Source organism: Stutzerimonas chloritidismutans (genome assembly GCF_038562055.1).
Taxonomy (GTDB): domain Bacteria; phylum Pseudomonadota; class Gammaproteobacteria; order Pseudomonadales; family Pseudomonadaceae; genus Stutzerimonas; species Stutzerimonas chloritidismutans_A.
The window spans coordinates 20,166-39,957 of the sequence record NZ_JBCFXD010000016.1; the positions used below are offsets into that span (position 1 = coordinate 20,166).

The 19,792-nt window shown below is 62.5% G+C and carries 17 protein-coding genes and 1 pseudogene; 15 read left to right on the forward strand and 3 right to left on the reverse strand.

The window, feature by feature from the left end; genetic code table 11:
* Positions 1-2: 2 nt before the first annotated feature.
* From AAGW23_RS19120 to AAGW23_RS19130, 3 genes are all read right to left on the reverse strand, one after another.
* The gene (locus AAGW23_RS19120) at positions 3-2,375 is read right to left on the reverse strand and encodes a putative bifunctional diguanylate cyclase/phosphodiesterase (protein ID WP_342407879.1); all 2,373 of its coding nucleotides are present in this window, start codon (positions 2,373-2,375) and stop codon (positions 3-5) included.
* Positions 2,362-3,441, reverse strand: a complete 1,080-nt coding sequence (locus AAGW23_RS19125; protein WP_425540840.1) for an ABC transporter substrate-binding protein — start codon at positions 3,439-3,441, stop codon at positions 2,362-2,364. Before AAGW23_RS19125 ends, AAGW23_RS19120 begins: the two co-directional genes overlap by 14 nt.
* A gap of 213 nt (positions 3,442-3,654) precedes the next feature.
* On the reverse strand, positions 3,655-4,230 hold the full coding sequence (locus tag AAGW23_RS19130) for an antibiotic biosynthesis monooxygenase (protein WP_342407881.1): 576 nt from the start codon (positions 4,228-4,230) through the stop codon (positions 3,655-3,657).
* Positions 4,231-4,698: 468 nt separating this feature from the next.
* Here AAGW23_RS19130 and AAGW23_RS19135 point away from each other — a divergent pair.
* The 15 genes and pseudogenes from AAGW23_RS19135 to AAGW23_RS19205 all read left to right on the forward strand — a co-directional run bounded on the left by AAGW23_RS19135 (position 4,699) and on the right by AAGW23_RS19205 (position 19,730).
* Positions 4,699-6,250 (forward strand): annotated as a pseudogene (locus AAGW23_RS19135) (phospholipase effector Tle1 domain-containing protein).
* The gene (locus AAGW23_RS19140) at positions 6,250-6,909 is read left to right on the forward strand and encodes a DUF2931 family protein (RefSeq protein WP_342407936.1); all 660 of its coding nucleotides are present in this window, start codon (positions 6,250-6,252) and stop codon (positions 6,907-6,909) included. The pseudogene AAGW23_RS19135 and the gene AAGW23_RS19140 overlap by 1 nt, the downstream one beginning before the upstream one ends.
* A 196-nt stretch (positions 6,910-7,105) precedes the next feature.
* Positions 7,106-7,678 carry a CDP-alcohol phosphatidyltransferase family protein gene (locus AAGW23_RS19145; RefSeq protein ID WP_342407882.1) on the forward strand — a complete coding sequence of 191 codons (573 nt, stop codon included), beginning with the start codon at positions 7,106-7,108 and terminating at the stop codon, positions 7,676-7,678.
* Positions 7,678-8,277 carry a lysophospholipid acyltransferase family protein gene (locus AAGW23_RS19150; RefSeq protein ID WP_342407883.1) on the forward strand — a complete coding sequence of 200 codons (600 nt, stop codon included), beginning with the start codon at positions 7,678-7,680 and terminating at the stop codon, positions 8,275-8,277. Before AAGW23_RS19145 ends, AAGW23_RS19150 begins: the two co-directional genes overlap by 1 nt.
* Positions 8,274-9,218: a phosphatidate cytidylyltransferase gene (locus AAGW23_RS19155; RefSeq protein ID WP_342407884.1), complete on the forward strand. Its 945-nt coding sequence runs from the start codon at positions 8,274-8,276 to the stop codon at positions 9,216-9,218. The genes AAGW23_RS19150 and AAGW23_RS19155 overlap by 4 nt, the downstream gene beginning before the upstream one ends.
* A gap of 253 nt (positions 9,219-9,471) precedes the next feature.
* Positions 9,472-10,431, forward strand: coding sequence for a PfkB family carbohydrate kinase (locus AAGW23_RS19160; protein ID WP_342407885.1), 960 nt, complete (start codon positions 9,472-9,474; stop codon positions 10,429-10,431).
* A complete protein-coding gene (locus tag AAGW23_RS19165; protein WP_342407886.1) occupies positions 10,424-12,823 on the forward strand; it encodes a glycoside hydrolase family 65 protein in 2,400 nt (799 codons plus the stop codon). Before AAGW23_RS19160 ends, AAGW23_RS19165 begins: the two co-directional genes overlap by 8 nt.
* A 103-nt stretch (positions 12,824-12,926) precedes the next feature.
* Positions 12,927-13,418 carry a Na+/H+ antiporter subunit E gene (locus tag AAGW23_RS19170; protein ID WP_342407887.1) on the forward strand — a complete coding sequence of 164 codons (492 nt, stop codon included), beginning with the start codon at positions 12,927-12,929 and terminating at the stop codon, positions 13,416-13,418.
* A complete protein-coding gene (locus AAGW23_RS19175) occupies positions 13,418-13,669 on the forward strand; it encodes a monovalent cation/H+ antiporter complex subunit F (RefSeq protein WP_342407888.1) in 252 nt (83 codons plus the stop codon). The genes AAGW23_RS19170 and AAGW23_RS19175 overlap by 1 nt, the downstream gene beginning before the upstream one ends.
* Positions 13,662-13,958 carry a monovalent cation/H(+) antiporter subunit G gene (locus AAGW23_RS19180; protein WP_342407889.1) on the forward strand — a complete coding sequence of 99 codons (297 nt, stop codon included), beginning with the start codon at positions 13,662-13,664 and terminating at the stop codon, positions 13,956-13,958. Before AAGW23_RS19175 ends, AAGW23_RS19180 begins: the two co-directional genes overlap by 8 nt.
* The gene (locus tag AAGW23_RS19185; RefSeq protein WP_342407890.1) at positions 13,951-14,862 is read left to right on the forward strand and encodes a hydrogenase subunit MbhD domain-containing protein; all 912 of its coding nucleotides are present in this window, start codon (positions 13,951-13,953) and stop codon (positions 14,860-14,862) included. The genes AAGW23_RS19180 and AAGW23_RS19185 overlap by 8 nt, the downstream gene beginning before the upstream one ends.
* Positions 14,859-15,164, forward strand: coding sequence for an NADH-quinone oxidoreductase subunit K (locus AAGW23_RS19190; RefSeq protein WP_342407891.1), 306 nt, complete (start codon positions 14,859-14,861; stop codon positions 15,162-15,164). The genes AAGW23_RS19185 and AAGW23_RS19190 overlap by 4 nt, the downstream gene beginning before the upstream one ends.
* On the forward strand, positions 15,161-16,585 hold the full coding sequence (locus tag AAGW23_RS19195; RefSeq protein WP_342407892.1) for a complex I subunit 5 family protein: 1,425 nt from the start codon (positions 15,161-15,163) through the stop codon (positions 16,583-16,585). The genes AAGW23_RS19190 and AAGW23_RS19195 overlap by 4 nt, the downstream gene beginning before the upstream one ends.
* A complete protein-coding gene (locus AAGW23_RS19200) occupies positions 16,582-18,078 on the forward strand; it encodes a complex I subunit 5 family protein (RefSeq protein WP_342407893.1) in 1,497 nt (498 codons plus the stop codon). The genes AAGW23_RS19195 and AAGW23_RS19200 overlap by 4 nt, the downstream gene beginning before the upstream one ends.
* Positions 18,075-19,730 (forward strand): proton-conducting transporter membrane subunit, encoded by a 1,656-nt coding sequence (locus AAGW23_RS19205; RefSeq protein ID WP_342407894.1) that lies wholly within the window; start codon positions 18,075-18,077, stop codon positions 19,728-19,730. Before AAGW23_RS19200 ends, AAGW23_RS19205 begins: the two co-directional genes overlap by 4 nt.
* Positions 19,731-19,792 lie beyond the last annotated feature (62 nt).

Sequence of the window (19,792 nt, forward strand, 5' to 3'; positions counted from 1 at the left end):
GGTTAGCTGGGCTGCACCGCCGTGCGCGGCGGCAACCGTTCTAGGCGCAACTCGACCTGTGGCTGAGTACGCACCGCTACCCACTCCGCCAGCGCCGCTACCGTACGCGGCGGCGAGATCAGGTAGCCCTGGAACAGGTCGCAGCCGGCCCGCAGCAACGCAGATTGCTTTTCCAGGCTGTCGACACCCTCGGCATTGACCCGTTTGCCCTGGGCCTGACAGAACGCGACGATCGCGGTGAGGCTTTGCTGCATCTCCGGGCGGGTCAGTCGCTCGACGATCGCCATGTCCAGCTTGATGGTATCGGCCGGGTATTCGAGCAATTGCTGGATCGAGGTGTAGCCCACACCGAAATCATCGATGGCGACACGGAAGCCGGCCATCCGAATCGCATTCACCGCCGCCATGGTGCTGCTGCTGAGTTCCGCGGCGAAGGTCTCGGTGAGCTCGATTTCGATGAGGCTGGTGCAGATACCATGATGCGCGGCGCGTTCAGTCAGGTAGCTGCACAGGCGGTCATCGTCCAGTTGCGCCGACGACACATTGATCGCCAGGATGACGCCCTCGCCGAACAGGCTGACCAGTTGCGGGTAACTGGCCAGCGCGTGGTCGATCACCCAGCTGTCGATCTTCGGGAACAGCCCTGCACGCTCGGCGATGGGAATGAATTCGCCTGGTGAGACCGTGCCCAGCAGCGGCGAGTGCCAGCGCAGCAATGCCTCGCAGCTGACCACCGCACCTTCACGGTCCACCGCCGGCATGTACACCAGACGGAATTGGTCGTCGCCGTTGAGGCTGCGCAACTGCTCCTCGATCAGGCGGATGCGCTGATCGCGTTGCTCCAGCTCTGCCGAGAATGCCACCGCAAAGTTCTTGCCCATGGCCTTGGCCTGGTACATCGCGCTGTCGGCCCGCGTCAGCAACTGAGTGACCGAGGTGGCATCGTCGGGATAGCGGGCGGTGCCGATGCTGACGCTGACCTGATAGAGGCGGTCCTCCACCCGGAAGCCGCCTCGGCACAAGCCAAGCAAGGCGTCAGTGAGTTCGGCCAGGCTGTCGTTTGCGGCCGGCGACAGCAGCAGGACGGCGAACTCGTCACCTGAGAGCCGGGCAAAGGCCGTTTCGGTCTCAGGATGGGATTCGCAATGCCGCTCAAGCGCGCGCTGTGCACGCAGGGCGAAAATCCGCAGCAGCGCATCGCCGGCATCATGGCCGTGTTGATCGTTGACCTGTTTGAAGTTGTCCAGGTCGAGAAACAGCAGCGCCAGATGTTGTCCACCTTGCTCGCACTTCGCATGCATGGCCGCCGCCAGGATGCCGAAGTGGGCGCGGTTGCTGATGTGGGTCAGGCTGTCGGTCCAGGAGATCTCCTGGATGCGCTGCAGTGCTTCTGTGTTGCGCTCGTGGAGCGTCTTCATGTTCAGCGTCAGGCGGCCGATTTCACCGCCGTCAGTGGGCTCGTCGAGTGCCGTCCGTTTGCACAGCAGCAGGTCGGTGAGCTGCTTGTCCAAGTGGCTGATGGGGGCGGTGACGTAGCGGCGGATCAGCAGCAACAACAACCCGCTGGTGATCAGGCAGATCAGCGAACCGCCGATGAGAAAGGCGAGGCTGAGCTTGCGCAAGCGCTCGGCGAGGTAGTGCGGCGGAGGCGTCAGGCGTGCCTGCACTGATGCCGACAGTTTGACGTCTGCGGACAGGCGTGACGTCTCGGCGTCCAGCGTCGGAGCGATCTCGACCGCCGCATCGTAGTCGGCCTCGAGCTGGTTCTTCAGGGCGATGAACCGCTCCGGCCGTACGGCCAGTTGCAAGGTAAACGCCTCCTCGCGCTGGCTGGGCAGGGGGCGGGTGGCCGAGGCCGGCAGGATGAAACCGGTGGCCAGCAGCAGTGGTCCGCCTTCAGCGTTCTCTACATAGACCATTTCGTCGGTGTCGGCGGCCTGCTTGGCCTCCCTCACGATCCGCTGCTGGGTGGCATTCATCCTGGCGAACGGCGACAGGCTGCTTTCGAAGTAATAGGCGACGTCGTCATCCGGCTCGACGATGGCAAAGGAGACGAACGACAGCCGCGCACTGGACAGTGAGCGGATGCTCTGCTGGATGCGCAAGCCGAGGGTTTCGTTGCGGTAGGCGATGTCCGACTCCCGCAGGAATGCCAGCAGCGCCTCGCTATCGGTGATCGAATAAAGCGCGCTGCGATTGAACGCCTGGTAATCCAGATAAGCCGATTTCAAGGCCGACAGCCGTTGCGCCAGGCGTGCCTGTTCGAGGCCCAGCAGCGATGCTCGCTGGGTCATGTAGGCCATCGTGGCGGCCAGCAGCTGGACGATCAGGATGACCGGAAAGATCACCAGCAGTGCGCGCTTACCGAGCGTCATGAGCGTTGATCAGAGCGCTGATGATGCGTCGCCGTGTCTGCGTCGCTTCCAGCGGCCGCGTCTCGTATACCTGGCTGTTTTGCAGCACCGCTTCGGGTGGGTAGATGGTCGGGTCCTGGCGTATCGCCTCAGGCAGCAGCGCCTTGGCGGCGACGTTGGTGGTGGCGACGCCGAGCTCAGCGCTGTTCAGCGCCGCAGTTTGCGGGTTGTTAAGGAAATTCAGGAAGCGATAGGCCAATGCCTTCTGCGCGCCCTTGGCCGGAACGGAGAGGCAATCCACCCATAGCAGCGTGCCTTCCTCGGGCACCATGTAACGCCAGGGTTCGCCGTCGATGCCTTCCACTGCGTTGAGTACTTGCTGATCACCGCTGTAGGCCAGCGCCATGTCGGCCTTGTCGAGGTAGCGCTGACTGCGCAACGAGGTGATCACGTACTCGTAGGTCAGCACCGCAGGCGATTGCGCCTGCAGCAACCTGAAGGCTGCCTTCAGTTCGTCAGTATCTGCAGTGTTGATGGAGCGTTGTTGATAGAGCAGCGGACCGGCGAGGATGTCTTCATGGTCCTCCATCATGATGATGTGCGGCTCGTCGCGGTTGGCCGGCTCAAGCAGGTCCGCCCAGGACTGTGGCGCCTTGGACAGGCGGTCAGCCCGATAGGCGATGCCCAGTGTGCCCCAGAGGTAGGGAATACCGTGCACGCCGCAGCTATCGCGCCAACGCTTTGGAATGTGCTTGAGATTGGGCAGCGCTTGCTCATCGAGCTGATCAAGCAGCCCGCGTTGGCCGAACCGCGAGGCACTGATCCGCTCGGTCAGGGCGATGTCGATCAGATGGTCGGGTTTGGCCAGGACTTCGTCGCGTTTGTCACCGCTATCGAAGTACACCTGCTCGATCTTCACGCCGGTTTTGGCTTCCCAACGCTCTATCACCGCTTCGCTGAGATATTCCTCCCAATTGAGCAGGTGCAGGGTCTGGGCCGCGTGTGGGGCCGTCGACGGAAACAGCACGCAGGCCAGGGTCAGCAGAGCGGCGGGGGCTCGGAATAGTAGTTTCAGGTTGTTCATCAGGCTGTCCATCCGCTGCGGCATGTCCTTATCGACCCGTTGCGGTAACCCCTATTGTCGCGGGGCGTCTCGACTGGGTTTCGTGCTCTGCGGTGCGCCGGGCGGGCGCACTCAGGCGCGACCGTCCAGTCATATTATCGACAGGCATTGATGGCACTTTAATGGCGCCAGGCGAATGACGGCAACAAGTTTGTCATGTTGCCGCAGCTGTTCCGATCAGCGGGCCGTGATTGGTTGTTTAGCGGGCATTGCCCGTGGACGTGGCGAGCTTTGCAGCCAGGGTGCGAGCAGCTTCGTGGAAAGCGGGATGAACAGGTAGGTCATCAACGGCGTCAGCGCCAGAGTGCTCAGCAGTATCCGCATCACCAGACTCAGCTCGGCGAGCATGCCGCCGAACATCAGGTTGAACAGCAGCGAGACCGGGAAGAATGCCAGCCAAATCGCAATGCTCTGCTTCCAGCGCGGCGGCGGCGGGCTGTCGGCGCCGCCAAACCAGGCGTCGATGCCACGCGCACGCTGCTCGTGCGGCTGGCCGAAGAGTTCACTGCCACGCTGCAGCCAGGCCCGACGCGAAGCCGAATGTTCCCAGGAGTCCAGGGTTTGCTCGTCGGCGAAGCGAAAGACGATCTGAAATTCATCGTCACCAGGCGGGGGCGCCAATACGCCGGAGCCAAGGTAGCCGGGAAAGTCAGCGGCCAGTTGTTCGCCTTCGTGCAGCCAGGCGAGGAGGTCGTGGTAGCGGCCATCGCGCACGCGGCGGGCCACCATCAGAGTGACGGGTTCGGTAGACATTGTGTATCTCCAGCATCAGGCCGGCCACCCGGGTAGGGCATTCGGCAAACGCAGCGCCGGGATGGTGGGCTGCGAAACAGTTCAGGCAAGGATCATGCCCGAGTCTTCCGGCCGCGGCGGACCCGGTAAGGTCGGTAGGGGCGGAAGACGACAGCGCACTATACGGAGATTCTGTGCACTTGAAAGGGGCAATCGCCCGCTGTTGGGCTTGGCAGGTTTAACCAGGTCGAGCTGACTGGCTCAATCGGTTCTGCGTTGATCATTCCAGGAAATGGCATCGTCACCTTTCCGGCCTGCTGGTTACTGCACAGATCCGCAACGCTGGCTACGCACAGTGTGAACGATGCGCTTGAAACAACCCCGGCGCTCGGCCCTACTAGCACACCATGGCGTGGCGCCTGATTCATCGTGACCGCGTCCAGTTCGCCTACACACGGCCACAGACTTCCAACCATGGACGGTGGAACAATGAGCGGTTACGTACCCAATATCCCCAGAGCCAAGCGCGAAGCCGAGTTGAAGGGCGTCCAGCCCGTCGATATCCATGCCGAGCGCTGGGCTGAATACGAGAAACACGGCAGCCAACCGGCCACACCTCCCGAGAAGGTCAAGCTGGCCTTGCGTATCGGCATGTTCTTCGATGGCACCCTCAACAACGCCACCAACGCCGCGCTCGGTCTGGCCTGCGGCGCTCACCACCCCATAGCCGTCGAGGACCTGGATTCGAACTGCAAGCCCTATATGGCCGAGCCGGATAGCAGTTATGGAAAATGATGTGACTAATGTGCGGAAGTTGATGAGCCTCCATGTCGACCGGATCGAAGCCGAAGGTTCAGGCCCGCAAAAGCATGTTTCGCTGAGAATCTATGTTGAGGGTATCGGTACGCAAAGTGGTGAGGAGGACAGTGCGTTGGGTTATGCCATGGGGCGGGGCGCTACTGGCGTTCGCAACTGCGTTCAGCGAGCATTCACCATGATCGGTGCAGCTATAGGGCGCGCCAAGGCTGGGAATCCCAGCGGCGAAATTACCTCCCTGACCTTTGATGTGTTCGGTTTTAGTCGCGGTGCTGCAGCGGCGAGGCATTTCGCCAATGAGGTGGTCAAGGGCAAGCAAGGCCCTCTTGGTGCGGTTTTGCAAGGCAACGCGAGCGCGTTTGATAAAGGCTTCGTCGACCGCTACGGGCGGGATATCACTGTCGGCTTTATTGGCCTGTTCGATACGGTCGCTTCGGTGGGTGGCCTGGCTAATCTGGGCAATGTCAGAAGCGCTACCGCACCGGGATTGAACCTGTATCTGCCGCGCAAGTACTTTGCGAATGTGGTCCAGTTGGTCGCGCGCGACGAGATACGTGCCAACTTTCCGCTAAGCGAGGTCAGCCCGGATCATCCGGAAATCATCCTTCCAGGCGTGCACTCGGACATCGGCGGTGGCTATCTGGACGAGGCCGAGGAGCGGGTGTTGGTCTGCCCCATGCAGGCTCTGGTGGTGGGTCAGCGCGTTGATGTGACCACAACCGCTATCTACCAGGATGCGGCCGACGCCCGGCAGCGAATGATTGACGCGGGTTGGCCTGCAGACATGTTAGAAATCGTCACGCCAGAGCCGCAACTCCTGCCTACCGATCCGCTTGATCGTCTGGCGCCTCGGCAGAAGCGGGTGTATGCGGGCCTGCAACTCAAACGGCGGGTGAGTAATGGGCTATCGCGTGTCTATCTTCGCGTCATGCATGAATTGGCTAGAAGGAATGGCGTTATGCTCGACGATATTCCCGATGAGCCATCTTATTATCATCCTAATGAACTCCAGTCCTTATGCGATCGCTTCGTTCGCGGAGAATATATGCTTACTGATAACGAAGAGGCTCTTCTAAAAAATAGATATATACATTTTTCAGCAAACTGGAATAACCCGTTCAGCAAGAATAAGTCCGGTGGGCTTAGCTTGATCTACTTTAATGCACCCAATGCTAGTGGAGTGCGTCAACTTCATCCTCACCTCGCCGAGTGGTCGTCATTGTGATTAAGCTTGTTTTCGCTCTGGTAGGGCTGTTCTTTTTTTCCGGTTGCCAGTCAGCGGACCCATTATCAGGTGAGCATGATCCAAAAGATCCATGGTGGAGCCTGGAGTTTCTTGCGCCGCTCTATATGACTGGCTGGGTTGAGGCGAGCTGGGTAGAAGATGTCCACGGCAAGCTGTTCAATCATGGCAGTGGTGGAGTTATCGGTACCGGGAATTATGGATATGACCATGAGCTGGCAAGAGGTTGGCCCAGAGGCAAGTCAGGGGGCATTCATGGCGTTGCCGGCGCGGACTTGCCTAGGCGTGTGTTTGTTCGTTGGCAATCCATAGTGGAGCCCCAAACCTATCGGGTATGGATCGATATTCCTGAGGAAACTCGGCAGCTCATGCACAGGTCCACTCATCGGCGATGCCCGGAAACACCAGATCAGCCGGCCCTTTATATAGCGGCTCTTCATTTGGGATTGTCTCCGGGCGGTATTGTGCAGGTATGGACGAGGGATGAGTGCAATAGGCCGGTCGAAGTGGCCCGTGCTCAAGCCGAAATCGAACCGCTCGGCCCTTCGCAAGGAAAGACCGATGGGCGCTACGCTTACAAAATTAATGAGAACACCAAGCGTTACATAGACAAGTACGGCATTCCCTACGGAAGTTGGTAAATCCTAGCGGCTATGCGTAATAAATATACGTGCCAATCGGTTCAAATAACGAACCGGGCAGGGCGTAAGCCGTTATTAAAAAAGAATCCAGGATATAGCCTTGGTGCTAGTTTGAAACACGGATAATCAAAAGGTAAGGGAACACCTAATGCAAGACAACCGAAGACCCGTTACATCCCGATCTAAACGTTGGGTGATGAAACTCGCCAATGTCCTGATCAACCATGACATTTCTCCCAATAAAATTTCAGCTGCCAGTATCGGATTTGCGGCCGCGGCGGCTGCAATTATGGCAACCGCTACCGGGGTATTCGCCACGCTTGCAGCTATTCTGCTCATTCAGCTCAGGCTGATTTGCAACCTGCTCGACGGCATGGTTGCCATCGAAGGCGGGAAGCAATCGGAGTTAGGCAGCCTGTACAACGAGTTCCCGGATCGCATCGCAGACAGCCTGTTAATCGTGACGCTTGGTTATGCGGCAGGTGATGCGACTCTTGGTTGGTTCGCAACGCTCGCCGCGGCGTTGACCGCCTATGTGCGAGTCTTCGGCGGATCACTTGGGCTTAAGCAAACCTTCGTTGGACCCATGGCCAAGCAACATCGGATGGCAGTCATGACGGCAGGACTGGCGCTGAACATTCCCGAGTCGCTGCTGTTCGCCACGCACCATGCGCTGTACGTCGCGCTGATCATCATTGCGGCAGGGTCCGTCGTGACCTGTATTACCCGCACCCGGATAATTGCCGGTCAGTTGAAGGCGGCCCAGTGATGTGGATCTCCACCTTGTTGATCTCGATTCTGCGATTACTGCTGGGGGCCAGCGCTCGTTTCGAAAGCACGCCTGACCTGTCCGGTCAGCGCATCTATTTCGCCAACCACACCAGCCATATCGACACCCTGGCGATCATGGCAGCCTTGCCTCGGGAGGCGAGGCTCAACACCAGGCCCCTTGCCGCAGCCGATTATTGGGGCAAAAACCGATTCCTGAGATATATCGCCACGCGTGGGCTCAACTCGGTGCTGATTGATCGGAACTCCAGAGCAGGTGGAAACCCTCTGGAACCTGTGCATCGAGTGATGGAACAGGGCTGTTCGGTCATCATCTTTCCGGAAGGGACACGCAGGTTTCAGGCGCTTCCCGGTGAGTTCAAGTCAGGGCTTTATCGTCTCCACCAGGCGTTTCCGCAGGCGCTGCTGGTCCCCGTCTACTTGGACAACCTCTATCGCTCGATGCCGAAAGGCAAGCATGTGCCGCTGCCAATCATCTGTACCATTCGGATTGGCGATCCGCTTTCGGTGGTTGAGAACGAAGCGATCGGCGACTTCTTGAGCCGGGCTCGTGAAGCTGTCGTGAGGCTCGCCAAATGATGATCGAAAACAAGTTCTATCTATTGATGGCCGGGGTGGTTTCCTTACTGGCGGTCGCCACCATCACCGGGCTGATTCTGAAGCGCTTCGTCAAAACGGAGGGCGCTATTGCGACGGTCGACAACCTGAATCTGCGGGTCAATGCTTGGTGGTCGATGATCGCTGTCTTCGTCGCCTCGTACCTATTGGGTAACACGGCCACTGTGGTGCTGTTTGCGTTCGTTTCGCTGTTCGCGCTACGAGAGTTCATCACACTGACCCCTACCCGGCTGGGCGATCACAATGCGCTGTTTGCGGCCTTCTTCATACTCATTCCCTTGCAGTACATCTTCATCGGCATCCACTGGTATTCGATGGTCACGTTACTGATTCCGGTTTATGCATTCCTGTTCCTGCCTTCGATTGCGGTGCTGTCACAGGAGACCGATGGATTCTTAGAGCGGACGGCCAAGATTCAGTGGGGTGTCATGATCACGGTGTACTGCATCAGCCACGCACCGGCGTTACTCATTCTCGATCTGCAAGGGTTTGAAGGGCAGAACGCCTTGCTACTGTTCTACCTGATGTTCGTCGTTCAGATCAGCGACGTGCTGCAGTACGTATTCGGCAAGCTGTTCGGAAAGACCAAAGTCGCGCCTATCGTCAGTCCGTCCAAAACAGTCGAAGGGTTGGTGGGTGGCGGGCTGGCGGCGGTGCTGGCTGGTGGTGGTATGTACTGGCTTACGCCGTTCAATTTTTATCAGTCGTTGGCCATGTCATTCGTGATTGTGGTGATGGGGTTTCTTGGTGGGCTGACGCTGTCGGCGATCAAGCGCAGCCTGCAAGCGAAGGACTGGGGCACCATGATCAAAGGTCACGGAGGCATGCTGGATAGAATGGACTCGGTGTGCTTTGCCGCGCCGGTATTCTTTCATCTGACCCGTTATTTCTTCTCGGCCTGATGCTCCGGCGGCCATTTCACGATATGACCGGGTTTGATTGGCGGAACAGCCAGCTCGCAGGGTGGTTTCTGTAATGCAGGCGCCGCAGCTTTGAGCTGTCGCGGGTCGACAGGGGCAGTAGATGCGTGAGGGGAGTGGCTGAGCCGTTCCTTGACCTGCCTCTGCATCAAGCGAATCGGGGCAGCCGAACGGCGAACCCTCGCCGCCGGTTCAGGTCCGTTGAAGAACGAACCTGAGCCGTCGGAGCATGCCTATGCAACGCCTCACCCTGCTGTCGCTTGGCAGCATCAACGCAGATTTTCAGGTACGGGTCGACGAACCTGCCGGCAGTCGGGAAACCCAGCTAGCCCATGACCTGTGTCGCCTGTCCGGAGGCAAAGCGAGCAACACGGCCTTTCTTGGCGCGCGTTTCGGTCACCGCAGCCTGCTGCTTGGCCGCGTCGGCGACGATGAGCTGGCCGAACAAGCGCTCGCCCCGCTGCGCCAGGCCGGCGTCGAGGTCGATCACGTGGGGCGCGCTGCCGGTCAGTCCACCGGTGTATCGATGATCATGGTGCCGCCGGATGCGAAGAAGAACATCGTCCTGGCGACCAACGCCAACGACTGCTGGGACGAGGCGGCCGTCGACGCCATGGTGGCCGTGATCGACGGCTGCGAAACCCCCGCGTGCCTGGTGCTCGACTATGAAGTGCCGGCGCGAGTGGTAAACAAGGCGCTGGAGGCGGCCACTCGAAAGGACATTCCGGCGGTGCTCGATCCATCCTTCCCTGACCGGGTCGACGAGGAGCTGTTGCCCAAGCTGCATGCAATCACACCAAACGTCTCGGAAGCCGAGGGGCTGGTCGGCCACTCGCTCGGCTCTATGGACAAACTCGCCGATGCTGCTCGCCAGCTGCAACGCGACGGGCCCGCGCTGGTGTGCATCAAACTGGGCGATGGCGGTTGCGTACTGGCGACAACTGAGCTGACCCTGCACATCCCGCCGAGTGAAGTGGAGCCGGTCGATACCACCGGTGCAGGCGATGCCTTTACCGGCGTGTTCGCCGTGGCCTTGCTCGAAGGGCTTGAGCCACCCGAGGCCGCTGCCTGGGGCGTGGCCGCCGCGAATCTGGCCGTTACCGGTTATGGCTCGCAGCCTGCGTATCCTGATCGGCAGCAGGTGGTCGAGCTGGCGCGGACGCTGCTCGATAAGGCGACGGTTCTCGATGGCTGAATCGAACTCGGCGCCCCATATCGTCTTCGAGCATTACGACCGCGATGACGAACGGCGTCGCGAGGCCTTGCTGGCCTTGGGCAACGGAGTCTTGTCGTGGCGAGCCAGTGCCCCGGAAGGATCGGTTAAACCCCGTGCGGATGACAGCAAGCACTACGCCGGCTTCTACCGCGCCGGCTGGTACGACGAGGCAACGCGCGAGGTCAATGGCGATTCGGTGCACATGGCCGCTCTGGTGAACTTGCCGGATCCGTTCGGTCTTAGCGTTGCGCTGGAGGATGGCAATTGGTTCAGCCCCGATGAGGTCGACTTGCAGCGCTATCGGCAGGCGCTGAATCTGAACGATGGCGTGCTCGAGCGGCAACTCAGCTTCGAGCTGGCGGGGCATCGGGTGGAGCTGCTGGAACGTCGTCTGGTCAGCATGGCGACACCCAATCTCGCTGGGTTGCGCTGGGAATTGCACCTGCCGCCCGGTCTCGTGGTGCGTCTGCGCTCAGTGCTCGACGGTGGCGTATGTAACGCCGGGGTGGAGCGCAACCGCGCCTATGAAGGACGGCGCCTCCAGCACCTGGCGTTCGACCACGATGGCAATGGCACGGCGGCCCTCAGTGCCCGCTTGCATGATCATCGTCAGCGCCTGGCAATGGCCGTGCAGCTCCGGACGCCTGGGCGACAGCTGCAGTGGCGCAGCACCACGCACGAACAGCGTCTGGTTCAGGAGGCCCGATGCGCGGTGCCGGACAGCGGTCGGTTGATCATGGAAAAGCGGGTAGTGGTACTGATCGACGAGGAGTGCCCGGTTGCCGACAAGGATGCTCGTCTTGAGGCGCGGCGGCAGCTGCCCTGCGACGAATATGAGCACCTGGAGCAGACGAGCGCCGAGGCGTGGCGAACCTTGTGGCAGGGGCTTGCACTTGCCTCGGACGATCCCGAGTTGCGGCGCAACTTGCATTTTCACGCGTTTCATCTGCTGCAAACGGTGTCGCCACACAGCATTGGGCGCGACCTTGGCTTTCCGCCGAGAGGCTGGATGGAAGGCTATTACGGCCAGGTGTTCTGGGATGAGCTGTTTGCGTTTCCGGTGCTCGCGACCCATTGGCCGGAGCTGGCCAGAAGCCTTCTGGATTACCGCTACGCTCGCCTCGACAAGGCGCGCGAACGTGCCCGCCGTGCCGGGCTGCGTGGCGCCATGTTTCCCTGGCGCAGCGCCCGAACCGGCAAGGAGGAGACGCCGCCCTGGCAGCTCAACCCGATGTCGGGGCGCTGGATGGCCGACCACACACGTCTGCAGCGGCACATCGGTTCCGCCGTAGCCTACGATGCCTGGCAGCTCTACCTGGCAACCGCTGACGAGGCGCTGTTGGCCGGCCCCGTTGGCGAGCTGATCATCGACGTGGCGCGGTTCTGGGCCAGCATTGCGCAGTTCGATGCGTCGCGACAGCGCTACCTGATTTGCGGCGTGATCGGCCCGGACGAGTACCACAACGGCTACCCCGACGCGGCAGAGCCCGGGTTGAACAACAACACCTACACCAATCTGATGGCCGCCTGGACGCTGGACCGTGCGCGGCAGGTGCTGGCCTTGCTCAGCGAAGCGGATGCCAATGGCCTTTGTCAGCGTCTGGGGCTGGCGCCAGACGAGCCTGAACATTGGCAGGCGGTCGCAGAGGGCCTCTACCTGCCGTTTGTCGATGACCTGCTGCTCAGTCAGTTCGAGGGGTTCGACCAGCTGGAACCCCCGCCGCAGGAATGGTTGCATGGTGATCGTCCGCGGTTGGACTGGATGCTCGAGGCGCGGCACGACAGCTGCGACCGTTACCAGCTGACCAAGCAGGCCGATGTGCTGATGGCCTACTACTTGGTACCTCAACAGACCCTGCAGCAGATTCTCCGGCGTCTGGGTTATCCCCATGATGCCGCCAGTGCACGCCGCACCCTGGCCTATCACTTGGCGCGTATCACCCACGAGTCGAGTCTGTCCAAAGTGGTGTGTGCCGGTGCGCTCGCCGACATCGACCTCGAGGCGTCCTGGTCCTACTACCAGCAGGCGCTGGCCACCGACCTGGGCTCGCCAGGCAATCGCGGCACGCAAGAGGGCGTGCACCTTGGCGCCATGAGCGGCTCTTTGGACGTGCTGCAGCGTCACTACCTGGGCGTCCGTCTGGAGCTCGATGGGCTGCACCTGTTTCCGTCACCGCCGGCGTCGCTGCCGCCGGTTTCATTGTCGCTGCTGTTTCGACAGTCGCGCCTGCATTTGCGACTGGCCCATGGCGCGTTGGTGGTAAGGGCCGATTCCGGTAACGTCGCCCCGGTGCCGCTGCACTACGCTGAAGGAAAGCGCCAGCTCGCGCCGGGTGAATCGCTTGAGATCCGCTGCCGGTCGACGAGCTGACCTGATGGCAACGCATTGAAACAAGCCTGAGCGACGGGACAGCGGAACGCCGCAGCGCCAGCCATGTTCAATACAGAACGTGGTCAAACAAGGAGATACAGCGATGAGCGAACTCGGAGGGCAGCGACGCTGGCTCGACGGGCTGGGCTGGGTGGCGCTGTATGCGTTGATCTGGGCGTTGTTCACCGAAGGAGCCGGCTGGACCCTGGGGGTACCGAGCATCCTGCTCGCTGCCGGGCTGTCGCTTTGGCTGGGTCTGCGGCCCTGGCATCCCTCGCTGGCTGCGCTGCCGGGTTTTCTCGGGTTCTTTCTCGGCAAGATGGCCGCAGGCGCCTGGGATGTGGCATTGCGCGCGCTGCATCCCAAACGGCCGCTGCAGCCGGCCTGGCTGGATTACACCCTCACGTCCTCTTCATCGCAGGTAAGGCTGGTGCTTTCGGCGCTGGTGGGCCTGCTGCCGGGCACTCTGGCGTCGCAGGTAGAGGGCGACCGGATGCGCGTGCACGTGCTCGATGAGCGACAGCCTTGGGAGACCACCGTACACAGCCTCGAACGGCGACTGGAGCAGTTGCTTGCGCCCGGAGACAGGCCTTGATGGCGTTGTATTCCGCATTGTTGCTGCTGACCATCATGATTGGGCTCGGGCGCGTGGTGCTGGGACCGGCACGGGTAGACCGGCTGCTGGCCGTTCAACTGTTCGGCACCACTGGCACGGCCTTGCTGCTGGTACTGGCGCAATGGCAACAGCAGCCGGCGTTGCGTGATGTGGCGCTGCTGCTGGGCTTGCTCGCTGCAGTCGCGAGCGCCGCGCTGGTGCAGTTGCTGCGCAGGAGTCGACATGACTGAGCCGTTGTTGAATGGCCTCAGCTGGCTGCTGCTGATCGGTGGCCTGTTGTTCTTCGTGGCAGGCAGCATCGGTCTGCTGCGTTTTCCCGATACGGTGAGCCGTCTGCATGCCCTGACCAAGGCCGACACCCTGGGCCTCGGGCTGGTCATCGCCGGTCTGTCGCTGCGTGCCGACAGCCTCTGGGAGGTCGGGCAGATGCTGCTGATCTGGCTGTTGCTGCTGGCCTCCAGCGCCACGGCGTGCCAATTGCTGGCACGACAGGCCGGTGAGGAACCGCACGATGACTGAGTGGCTGTTCGACGGGGTACTCGGCTTGCTGGTGCTCGGCCTTGCCTTCGGCGCGCTGCATGGCCGCAACCTTTACGCCAGCGTGTTGCTGTTCATTGCCTTCGGCTTGGCGCTTGCGTTGATCTGGGCGCGTCTCGGCGCGGCAGACCTGGCGTTGGCCGAAGCAGCCATCGGCGCGGGGCTTACTGGCGTTCTGTTGTTCACCGCACTGTCGCGCCAGCCTGGGTCGGCAGATCTGCCGGAGGCCACTGGCATGCGATTGCGCCTCGGCGCGGCGGCCGTGGTGCTGCCGATGCTGATCCTGCTGGTGCAAGGGCTTGCGCCGCTGAGTGAGGTCGAGCCGCGTCTGCCGATATTGATCGCTCGACATCTGGACGAAAGCGGCGTGAGCCATCCGGTGACGGCGGTGCTGCTGAACTACCGCGCCTGGGACACCTTGCTCGAACTGGCCGTCCTGCTGCTGGCGCTGCTCGGCGCCCGGCAACTCGGGCCGCGACCGCTGGATCTGGCCGAACCCTGGCCGCTGCTGCGGGCCTGGGCGCGGGTGCTGGCGCCGCTGCTGGTGCTGGCCGCCGGCTACATTCTCTGGCGGGGCGCGAGCGCGCCGGGTGGCGCCTTTCAGGCCGGTGCGCTGTTGGCGTCTGGCGTGGTGCTGCTGCGGTTATCGGGTCTGCTGCCCCGCTTGCGCTGGTCATTCATGCCGTTGCGCTTGCTGGTGCTGGGTGGCCTGCTGGTGTTCGTCGGTGTTGCAGTGGCGACGGCCTGGCTGGGTGACGGTTGGCTGACGTACCCGGGCGGAACGGCCAAACTGGTCATCCTGATGATCGAGGCTGTCGCGACGCTGTCGATCGCGGCGAGCCTCAGCCTGCTGGTGGTGGGCGAAGGGGAGGAAGTCTCCTCATGACCAGCAGCTTGTTCTGGATGGTCATCGGGGCCGCGCTGTGGTTGCTTGGGCTGCATGGGCTGCTGACCCTGCGCCAGGCGCTGCGTCGGATCATCGCCTTCAACCTGATGGGCAGCGGTGTATTCCTGGTGATGATTGCCCTGGCCACGCGCAGCCAGCCGAGCGATCCGCTGCTGGTCGCGCTGGTGGTGACCGGGCTGGTGGTGGCGATCAGTGCGACTGCCCTGGCGCTGAGGTTGGCCAGTGTGGCGCATGGCAGTCAGCCTCAATCGCAGGAACAACAGCAGAAGCCGCGGCCATGAATGCGGCATTGCTGAGCCTGGCATTACCGCTGGTGGCGGGTCTGCTGCTGGTGTTGCTGCGGCCCGGTCGCAGTGGCCTCTGCGTGATCGGGGTGAGTGCTGCCAGCCTGATCGCCGCGGCGTTTGCCTTGCAGCAGGCGATGCAGCTCGGGCCACAACTGTTGCAGATCGGCGGCTGGGAAACGCCGCTGGCGATCCGGTTTCAGCTGACGCCACTGACGGCGCTTTTGATGGTGTTTACTGCAGGGTTGCATCTACTGGTTGCCTTGTACGCGGCACGCAGTCCCCACGCCACCGGCAGCGAGGATTACTGGCCATTGTCCTGTCTGCTGCATGGCTCGCTGGCCGCACTGTGGCTGTCGGCGGACCTGTTCAATCTGTATGTGACGCTCGAGTTGCTCAGTCTCAGTGCCGTGGCGTTGGTGGCCTTGGCCGGACGCCGGGCTTACCGGCCGGCCTTCAACTACCTGATGCTGTCGCTGGCCGGCTCGCTCGCCTACCTGTTTGGCGTCGCGCTGTTTTATGGCCGCTACGGCGTGCTGGACGTGCTGGTGCTGGCCGAGTTGGCCGAGGCCGACCAGACGACCCGGCTGGCGCTGCTGCTGATGAGCATCGGGCTGATGCTCAAGGCTGCACTGTGGCCGCTGCACCTGTGGCTGCCACCGGCGCATTCGGGCGCACCGACAGCGGTCAGCGCCTTGCTCTCGGCGCTGGTGGTGAAGGGGCCGATCTACATTCTCTGGCTGATCTGGAGCGAGATCGCGCCACCGGAGCTCGGGCGCCAGGCTGGATTGCTGTTCGCCGGGGCCGGCATTCTCGCGCTGATATCCGGCGGCTGGTCGGCGCTTCGGGCGCCGCGCCTGAAGGTGCTGGTGGCCTATTCGACGGTTGCCCAGCTGGGCTATGCGCTGCTGGCGCTCGGCCTGTTGCTGCACTGGCAGGAGCCGCGCATGGAAGCGGCGCTGTGGCTGTTCATCCTCGCCCACGGCTTGGCCAAGGTGTCGATGTTCCTCGCCGCTGGCGAGCTGCAGCGGGTGCTGGGTACGCGTCGGGTGCGGGCGCTGAAAGGCGCCAGCCAGAACATGCCGGTGGCCATGGCGACCTTTGCCGTCGCGGGTGGCAGCCTGATCGGCCTGCCGCCCAGCGGAGGCTTTCTCGCCAAATGGTTGCTGTTGCAGCCGTTGTTCGAGCAGCCACAGCACTGGCCCTGGGCCTTTGGTGTGCTGCTCGGCACGCTGATGTCAGCGGCTTATGTATTCCGTGTGGTTGCGCTGGGGTTCGATCGTGCACGGCCCAATCCGCCCAGCATCAAACCTGATTCCGTCGCGCAATGGCTGGCGATGCTGCCAGCGCTGCTGGTACTCGGCTTGGCGCTGATCAGCGAACCGCTGCTGCTGTGGATCGGCGGGGTGGCGCGATGAACTGGACCCATTGGTTGCCGCTGGCCATCGTGCTCAGCTCGCTGGTGCCAGGCCTCCTGATTTTCACCCTGCACGAAGATCAGCGTCGCTTGCGGGTCACGCTCAATCTTGCCGGCGTGGTGATCAAGCTGTTGCTGGTATCGGCAATGATCTACGGCGTCAGCCGCGGGCTGGAGTTTCGCTTCAGCTTGCCGTTCCTGCCCGGTGCGCCGCTGGTGCTGCAGGGCGATGCGCTGTCGCTGTTGTTCGTCGCGCTGTCATCGGTGCTGTGGTTGGCCACGACCATCTATGCCATTGGCTACCTGGAAAAGTCCCCGCTGCAATCGCGCTTTTTTGGCTATTTCAGCCTGTGTGTGAGTGCCACCGTAGGGCTTGCACTGGCGGGCAATCTGGTCAGCTTTCTGTTGTTCTATGAAATGCTGACCCTGGCTACCTTCCCGCTGGTGGTGCATCGCGGTACGGCCGAAGCGCTGCGCGCCGGGCGTGTCTATCTGGCCTATACCGTTGGCGGTGGGGCGTTGGTATTGATGGGCTTGGCGCTGCTGCATGGCTTGGCCGGCGGGCAGGACTTCCAGCCGGGCGGCTACCTGTTGCCGGCGGTGGGCGAGCATGACCTGGCCTTGCGCGTGGCGTTCGTCCTGCTGGTGGCCGGGCTTGGGGTCAAAGCCGCGTTGATCCCGCTGCATGGCTGGCTGCCGAAGGCGATGGTGGCGCCGGCGCCGGTCAGCGCGCTGTTGCATGCGGTGGCTGTGGTCAAGGCCGGTGCGTTCGGGATTATCCGGGTGGTCTATGACGTCTATGGCGCCGAGGCGATGGATCAGCTGGACATGGCCGGCCCGCTGCTCTGGCTGGCCGCGGCAACCATTCTTTACGGTTCGGTGCGCGCCCTGCAGCAGCAAGAGCTGAAGAAGCGCCTGGCCTATTCGACAATCAGTCAGGTGTCGTACGTGACGCTCGGGGTCGCGTTGCTCGGCCCCATCGCGGCGGTTGGCGGGCTGGCGCACCTGGTTCACCAGGGGCTGATGAAGGTCACCTTGTTCTACTGTGCGGGCAACTTCGCCGAAACCCTGGGCATTCATCGTATTCGTGAAATGGACGGTGTTGGTCGGCGTATGCCGCTGACCATGACCGCATTCAGCATCGGTGCGTTGGGCATGATCGGCATCCCGCCGATCGCGGGCTTCGTCAGCAAATGGGCCTTGGGTATGGGTGCGCTGGAGGTCGGCCAGGACTGGGTGCTGCTGGTGCTGATGGGCTCGGCACTGCTCAACGCCGGCTATTTTCTGCCATTGCTGTGGCGTGGCTGGTTCTCCCCGCCCGCCGACTGGCACGATGACAACTGGCGCGAGGAGCGCTGGGAAACGCACTGGATGCTGCTCTTGCCTGCGCTGTTCACGGCCATGCTGTCGGTACTGGTGGGTGTGCTGGCCGGGACGGCCTTGAGCCCGCTGGGCTGGGCGCAACTGATCGTCAGCCGGGAGTTCGCGCTATGAGTGGTGCCGGGCTCTGGTTGCTGGTGCCGCTGGCGCCGCTGTTGGCGGCAGTCAGCCTGGCGATCTGGCGCGAGCGCGCCATTGGCTGGCTGTGGCTGGCTTGCGTTCCGGCGCTGGCGATGGTCGTCCAGCCAGTGGCGCTGCTGGATCTGCCGATGTTATGGGAGGGCGTGCGCTGGGGTGCGAGTGACGACCTCAGCCGTGCCTGGCTGGGGTTTACCGCCCTGCTGTGGGGATGCGCGGGTGCCTTCGCCAGCAGCAGCCAGCACGACGACCCGCGAAGGCTGCGCTTCTGGGCGTTCTGGTTACTGGCCCTGGCGGGCAACCTGCTGCTGATCATCGCCACCGATGCCTTGAGCTTCTATCTCGGCTTCAGTGCCATGAGTCTGGCCGCCTACGGGTTGATCGTGCATCAGGGCGGACCTGGACCGCGGCGTGCCGGGCGTCTGTATCTGCAGCTGGCGATCACCGGCGAGATGGCTTTATTGGCCGGCCTGATGCTGCGCAGCCATGCGGCGGACGGCGATTTCTCGTTCGCCGCATGGCAAGCGCTGCCCATGGACGGTCTGACGCTGCTCTTACTGCTGACCGGTCTGGGTTTGAAAGCCGGGTTCTGGCCGCTGCATGTCTGGCTACCGCTGGCTCATCCGGCCGCGCCAGCGCCGGCCAGCGCGGTGTTGTCCGGTGCGATGCTAAAGGCCGGACTGCTGGGTATCTGGCGATGCCTGCCGGAAAGCGATCCGCTGCTGTCGAGCTGGGCGGACGTGTTGCTCGCCGTGGGTATCTTTGGCGCCGTCTATCCGGCCCTGCTCGGGCTCGTTGCGGGAGAGGCCAAAGCGGTGCTCGCCTACTCCTCGGTCAGTCAGATGGGGTATCTGGTGATGCTGTTTGCGTTGGCGTGGCGGCATCCCGAGCAATTGCCGGCGATGACCGTCGTACTGATGCTCTACGGCGTCCATCACGGCCTGGCCAAGGGGGCGTTGTTTCTGGCAGCCGGGTTGATCCACGCCGGTCGCTTGCCGCCTATTGGCTGGGCACTGCTGGCGCTGCCGGCGCTGGCGATTGTGGGGTTGCCCCTGACCAGCGGCGGGGCCGTCAAAACGGCTTTGAAAGACGCCTGGCATGGCGGTGAATTCGAAGGCTGGCTGGTCTGGCTGAGCCTCAGCAGCCTGACCACTTCGCTGCTGTTGATCCGCGCGCTGTGGTTGTTACGTCGGGCTGCCCGCGACGCCCCGGCGATCCGCCCGCCGTTAGCTCAACTATTGCCCTGGGCGCTGCTCAGCAGTTGTGCGTTGCTGTTGCCCTGGCTCTGGCCCGCCCTGCGCGAGCCGATGCTGCACGGCCTCTATCCGGGTGGGATCTGGGCGGCACTGTGGCCGCTGCTACTGGCGCTGGGCTTGGCTGGCGTGGTGCTCAAGCGCGGCTGGACGGTTCCGACACGCCTGACCAAACTGCCCAACCCGGCGCTGACGCTGTCGCTGCGACTGCGGCGTCTGACCCTGCGCCCTCCCATGCCCGTACCGACCGTCCACCCCGATGAATCGCGCTGGCGCCAACGGGAACGCCGTTGGAACCGCTTCTGGAACGCCAGCGCGCTGACCCTGAGCGCCTGGCTGCTGGCCGCCTTGCTGTGGTTGGGCTGGTTATGGTGACAGCCGGGGGCGTCGTTCTGGTCAGGCCCTGCAACTCAAGCAACGTCAGCCTCACTGCTGTA